The following is a 4,994-nucleotide window of genomic DNA, read 5'->3' as shown; positions in this document are numbered from 1 at the left end:
CGGTCGTGAGCGGGGATGGTCGTAAGAGCGACCATCGCCGCTCACGACCTCCTCGCTAGTGGAGGCCTTCCAAGGCTTCTCGGACCGGGAGCAGTTTCGCTTCCGCTTCCGCGACTTCCAGGTCCGGGTCGGAGTCGGGGACGATTCCGCACCCGGCGAACAGCCGCACCTTGCCGCCGCTGCGCCCGGTTTCCTCGCCGGGCTCAGCGGCGTTCTCCACCTGGGCGCAGCGCAGGGCGATGCCGAGTTCGCCGTTGCCGCTGCCGTCCAGCCAGCCGACCGGCCCCGCGTAGCGGCCCCGGTCCATCCCCTCCAGCTCGCTGATCAGCCGCACCGCGTCCGGCGTGGGTGTGCCGCCGACGGCCGCCGTCGGGTGCACCGCAGCGGTCATGCGCAGGAGCGACGCGGCTCGGCCATCGGCGTCGCTGAGCTTGCCCTCGACGTTGGTGGCCAGGTGCATCACGTTGCGCAGCTGCAGCACCTCGGGCTCGTCGGGCACGGTGAGGTCGCTGCAGAACGGGCGCAGCTGCACGGCCAGGGACTCCGCGGCGTAGGCGTGCTCGTTGCGGTTCTTCTCCGAGGACAGCAGTTCCGCGGCGAGCTCTTCGGTGCTGTGGTCCTCGTGCGGCCAGATCGTGCCGGCCAGCACGCGGGAGCGGACCTCGTAGCCGGTCCGCTCCAACAGCAGTTCCGGCGTGGCCCCGACCAGCCCGTCGACGGCGAAGGTCCAGCAGGACGGGTAGCGGGCGGCCAGGTTGTGCAGCAGGAACCGCATGTCCAGCGGCTCCGAGGTGGTGGCCAGCAGGTCGTGCGCGAGGACGACCTTGCCCAGGCCACCGGGCTCCTGCATCCGGCGCACGGCTTCGGCCACCGCCTGCCGGTAGCCGGTGGCGGAGAGCTGACCGTCGCTGTAGGAGACGGTGCCGGGCGGGTGGACCGGTTCGTGCGGGGTGGGCTCGGCCGGGCCGTTGCCGATCGTGGTGATCCAGCGGACCCCGTCGCGTTCTCCGACCACGACCTCGGGGACCACCAGCACGGAGTGCCCCGGCTCGTCTGCGAAGGCCAGGCTGGCGAACGCCACCGGGCCGCACCCGGGCAGGCCCACCGAGTCGAAGACCTCGGTCCGCTCGCACAGCTGCTGCCACCAGTCGTCGGCTTGGGTGAAGCGGTTCGGGCCGTCCACTTCCAGGCGCGCTGCGCAGCCCCAGCCGACCAGCCCGGACCCGTCGCGGACCCAGCTCAGGGTCGACCCGCTGGGCAGCAGCTCAAGCAGCGGGCGGTCGTGTCGGGGGTCACCTGGTTCGAGCCGGCGTGTCCGGGCCACCAGCAGCCGCGATGTAGTCGCCACTCCTGGAGGGTATGCGGCGACCTCGATGAGATGGACGACACCGACGGCTCGATGAGGTGGACGACACGGAAGCCGCGCGGGGTCACCAGGGCGACGCGCTTACAATCGGTCACCGTGGCGAGCGACGCGGTGGTACCGGACGCGGCCGACTCGGTGACCGGATCCAGCACGGAAGGTGACCGACCGGTTGCGCGACCGGTGCGCCGCAAGGGCTGGCGTCGTGCCGCGCGCGGCGTGCTGATCTTCGGCGTGCTGATGACCGCGATGGGCCTGTCCATCATCATCGCCTGCTTCATCAACGACCGGACCATCGAGGAGTCCCGGGGCGACGCGGTCGCGGAGGTCGTCGACACCTCGCTGGTGCGGACCGCGGTGCGCTTCAACACCGACGAGGGCCGGGTCTACATCCCGCCGAACGGCGTCCTGTACCCGGCGGACCTGCAGACCGGGCAGCTGGTGCGGGTCGAGTTCGACTCGCGGAACCCCGACCTGGTCCGGGTGGCCGGGCGCAACGCGACGCTGTCGCTGCTGCCGGTGGGCAGCATGCTGGCCGTGCTGTGGGCGGTGCTGCTGCCGCTGTACTGGCTGTTCCGCCGCTCGGCGAACCGCTGAACGGGCTTCCCTAACCCGGTCGGGTGGTGTGACACTGGACTTGCCCGTCGGACGGCCGATGTGGATAGTCCCCGGCGCTGGGGTTCGGCACGGCCTGCGAGGTCGCCATGATGAACATCCGGGAATCGCGCGCGAGTGCAGCGGATGTGCAGCAGTGGGTGCTCGGCGCGCCATCTATGTCCACTGTGGATCGCTCAGTGCCCGGGGGAGTGCTCGCCTCGGACCTCTCCCAGTACTGCGCGATGTTGGGCGACGACGCGCTGGTGCTCGCGCACCGGTTGACCGAGTGGGGAGTCCGCGCGCTGGAGCTCGAGGAGTCCGCAGCGCTCACCGGGATCGCGCTGGACCTGCTGGAGCAGGCGCGGATCCTGCTGCACCGGGCCGGCGAGGTCGAGGGAGCGGGGCGGGACGAAGACCGCATGGCGTACTTCCGGGCGGCCGAGGACTTCCGCAACGTCCGCCTCGTCGAGATCGACTGCGGTCCGGGGCCCGGCGGTGACTTCCCCGCCACGATGGCCCGGCTCCTGCTGTTCGCGGCCTGGCGGTGCGCGGTGTTCGAGCGGTTGGCGGGCAGCACCGACGCGGTGCTGGCGTCCCTGGCGGCTGGCTCGCTGAACCGGCTCGCCCGGCATCGCGATCACGCGGCGCAGTGGGTGATCCGGTTCGGCGACAGCAACGCGAACTCGTCGCGGCGCATGGCCGCCGGGTTCCAGCGGGTGTGGCCGCTGACCGCTGAGCTGTTCGTCCCGCACCCGGTGGAGGCCTGGCTGGCGGACCTCGGATGTGCGGTCGATCCGGCGAAGGTGCGCAACGACGTGAGTAACGTGCTCGACGAGGTCTTCTCTGTGGCCCGGCTCCAGCGCCCAGAACCCGCCGACTTCGGCGAGTTCGCCCGCCCCGGTGGCCGCGACGGCGCGCACACCGGAGGGTTCGAGTTCTTGATCGCCGATCTGCAGTACCTGGCCCGGTCCGGCTGACCGGGTGCCCGGGCTTCTCCGAATGCGGGAAAATTCCGTGTTCCGGTTCGGTTACGCAGGCAGGGCGACCGGTCAGATTGAGTACTTTTCCCCAAGAACTCCGCGGGGAAACGGAGCAGAGTTGATCGGAGACGCTCGGGAACCTCGGTCCGGAACATCACGTCGGATCGAGATCCGCGGGTTGGGACACCGGTTTGGGCGGCTGCTCGCGGCCGAGTGGAAGGACAACTGGACGTGGACGGATTCTGGGTGCAAGTGCTGATAGCACTGGTCGCGGGTGCATGCGGGGCCGGAGTGGTGCTGGCGGCCAGCACCGGAAGACGCCGGACTGCGCCCGCTCCGCTGCCGCAGCAGCCCGCACCGGCGCCGCCTGTCCAAGCGCAGCTCGTGCAGGTTCGACCGCAGGACCGCTGGCTGCACGACGTCCGGCGCTGCGAGCAGGCGGTGCAGCGGGCAGCGCAGGCCGTGGAGGCGGTGTCCTCGGCCCAGGCGAGGCAGCAGCTGCACGCGGTGGTCCGCCGCATGGACGCCGAACTGCCGAACGTCCGCGCGCTCGCCGAGCTGGGGCGGGGCCTGACGAGCACGGGATCCGACGAAGAGGTCCTGCACCGCGTGCGGGGCCAGTTGGAGGATGCCGCGGTCCGCTTCGGCATGGTCACCGATCACGTCCTGGAGGCCGTCGTCGAACTCGTCGCCGACCCGGACTTGAACCGGGTCCACCACCAGGTCGTGGTGCTGCGGGACCAGTTCCCGCTCCTGCGCCCGATGTCCGCGGTCTTCGGCCCGACCTCGGAATCCGCGCCGGCCCGAACCCTCCTCCCCGCAGCCTGAAAGGCGAAAACCCAGCCACAATCGGTGATTTCAGCCGTGGGTGACGGCTTGGTGCCACCAGTCGTGCACGTCGGTGGCGGCTCCGGGGGCGGTCACCAGGAGTCCGTCCAGGGGTAAGGGGTTCGGTTCGCCCCGCCGGTCCAGGACCGTGGCGCCGGCTTCGGTGGCCAGCGCGAGCGCTCCGGCGACGTCCCACTCCTGGTAGGAGTCGAGCACCGCGGCCACCGCGTGCCCCAGCGCGACCTGGGTGATCGCCAGTGCCGGGGAGCCGAGCAGCCGCACGCCGACCTGGGCGCTGGCCGCGTTGGTGATGAACCGGTCCATGCCCCGCCACGGGCCGTTCTTGGTCAGCTCGGTGCACACGATGCCGCCGCGCGTCTCCCGTTGTTCACCCAGCCGCACCGGTGTTCCGTTCGCGCGCATGCCGCGGCCGCGGGCGGCGGCGTAGATCTGCGTGCGGTACGGGTCGGCCACCACGCCGACGACCGGGCCGTGCTCGTCGAGCATCGCGAGGCTGTAGGTGCACCAGGGAAGTCCGGCGACGTAGTTGGCGGTGCCGTCGACCGGATCGACCGACCAGCGGAACTTGGCCGTCCCGGCGCGGGCCGCCCAGTGCTCGGCGACGGTGGTCGGTGCCGCGTCGAATTCCTCGCCGAACACCGGGATTCCCGGGAATTCGTCGGCCAGCACCCGCCGGGTGTGCCGTTCGAGGGTGCGGCCGGTGTCGGTGACCCAGTCGAACGGGGACTCGGTCGGGGCGGGCTGCGCCCCGCGCCCGGCGGTCGCGATGATCACGTCGGCGGCGTCGTTGGCGAGTCGCCCGGCGACCTCGAACGCTCGCGAGACCAGTGCCGGGTCGCTCTGCGCGGGCGGGGTTGGCAGGACCGTCATGCCGCCCCAGGTTCCGTGCGGCGGGTGACCGGCGCGCAACGCCCAGGTGACCGCTGGTGGAGAGGCAGATCACGATTGCGAGCCACAACCACGCCAAGCCCGCCCCGATGCCACCAAAAGAACGTTTTCCCAGATGAACAGCGCCATCCGGAGTTATCAGGAAATCCGCACACCCTCGACGACCTGCGGCACTCCGCCTCCAGAACCTGCCTTCGGCATTCGTCTTTGATCTTTTGCTTGGATTCGCCGCCAGGCGAATAGCCCACCCTCTCAACCGGCACCGCCGCGGGTTCTCAGACGTCGCCTGGCGAGGACGGCCCGACTGCCGTGTATTG

General features: G+C 70.9%; 5 protein-coding genes. 3 read left to right on the top strand and 2 right to left on the bottom strand.

Annotation, left to right across the window (positions count from 1 at the left end; genetic code table 11):
• Positions 1–55 precede the first annotated feature (55 nt).
• On the bottom strand, positions 56–1,348 hold the full coding sequence (locus tag ABTZ89_RS35640) for an isochorismate synthase (RefSeq protein WP_351053285.1): 1,293 nt from the start codon (positions 1,346–1,348) through the stop codon (positions 56–58).
• A gap of 114 nt (positions 1,349–1,462) precedes the next feature.
• Between ABTZ89_RS35640 and ABTZ89_RS35635 the strand changes: the two genes are divergently transcribed.
• The 3 genes from ABTZ89_RS35635 (at position 1,463) to ABTZ89_RS35625 (ending at position 3,768) form a co-directional block, all read left to right on the top strand.
• On the top strand, positions 1,463–1,960 hold the full coding sequence (locus tag ABTZ89_RS35635; RefSeq protein ID WP_270953802.1) for a DUF3592 domain-containing protein: 498 nt from the start codon (positions 1,463–1,465) through the stop codon (positions 1,958–1,960).
• A 107-nt stretch (positions 1,961–2,067) separates the two neighbouring features.
• On the top strand, positions 2,068–2,937 hold the full coding sequence (paaC, locus tag ABTZ89_RS35630) for a 1,2-phenylacetyl-CoA epoxidase subunit PaaC (RefSeq protein WP_351053282.1): 870 nt from the start codon (positions 2,068–2,070) through the stop codon (positions 2,935–2,937).
• A gap of 234 nt (positions 2,938–3,171) precedes the next feature.
• Positions 3,172–3,768, top strand: a complete 597-nt coding sequence (locus ABTZ89_RS35625; RefSeq protein ID WP_351053279.1) for a hypothetical protein — start codon at positions 3,172–3,174, stop codon at positions 3,766–3,768.
• A gap of 30 nt (positions 3,769–3,798) precedes the next feature.
• Here the strand turns inward: ABTZ89_RS35625 and ABTZ89_RS35620 are convergent, their stop codons facing one another.
• Positions 3,799–4,659 (bottom strand): inositol monophosphatase family protein, encoded by an 861-nt coding sequence (locus tag ABTZ89_RS35620; RefSeq protein ID WP_270953805.1) that lies wholly within the window; start codon positions 4,657–4,659, stop codon positions 3,799–3,801.
• Positions 4,660–4,994 lie beyond the last annotated feature (335 nt).

This window comes from Saccharopolyspora sp. NPDC002686 (assembly GCF_040295745.1).
In the GTDB taxonomy this organism is placed as follows: domain Bacteria; phylum Actinomycetota; class Actinomycetes; order Mycobacteriales; family Pseudonocardiaceae; genus Saccharopolyspora; species Saccharopolyspora oryzae.
This window is presented reverse-complemented; position numbering and strand designations above follow the sequence as displayed.

Excerpts from the sequence above, each read along its gene's own strand:
- paaC (WP_351053282.1), top strand. The coding sequence starts at position 2,068 with ATGATGAACATCCGGGAATCGCGCGCGAGTGCAGCGGATGTGCAGCAG.
- ABTZ89_RS35620 (WP_270953805.1), bottom strand. The coding sequence starts at position 4,659 with ATGACGGTCCTGCCAACCCCGCCCGCGCAGAGCGACCCGGCACTGGTC.